This is a genomic window from Streptococcus pseudopneumoniae (genome assembly GCF_001072665.1).
In the GTDB taxonomy this organism is placed as follows: domain Bacteria; phylum Bacillota; class Bacilli; order Lactobacillales; family Streptococcaceae; genus Streptococcus; species Streptococcus pseudopneumoniae_S.
Genome location: NZ_JVJI01000060.1, coordinates 1 through 275, shown reverse-complemented (window position 1 = coordinate 275; position 275 = coordinate 1). Strand labels below are relative to the sequence as shown.

The 275-nt window shown below is 42.5% G+C and carries 1 protein-coding gene; it reads left to right on the top strand.

The features are described 5' to 3' along the window. Positions 1–275 (top strand): beta-N-acetylglucosaminidase domain-containing protein (locus ADH52_RS04195; protein ID WP_049510271.1); only part of this gene is annotated, 275 nt, incomplete at both ends.

Here is a 275-nt window from a genome sequence, read left to right as displayed (position 1 = left end):
ATTTCCATCGTCGGAAAAGACACAGATGCGGTCTTCTATGGTTTGACAACCTTGAAACACATGCTCAAGGAAAGTCAAGTTCCAGTTCTTCGCAATGTGACAGTGGAAGATTACGCTGAAATCAAGAATCGTGGTTTCATCGAAGGTTACTATGGAAATCCATGGTCTAATGCAGATCGTGCTGAACTCATGCGTTTTGGTGGCGATTTGAAATTGACCCAATACTTCTTCGCACCAAAAGATGATCCATACCACAACAAGAAATGGCGTGAACT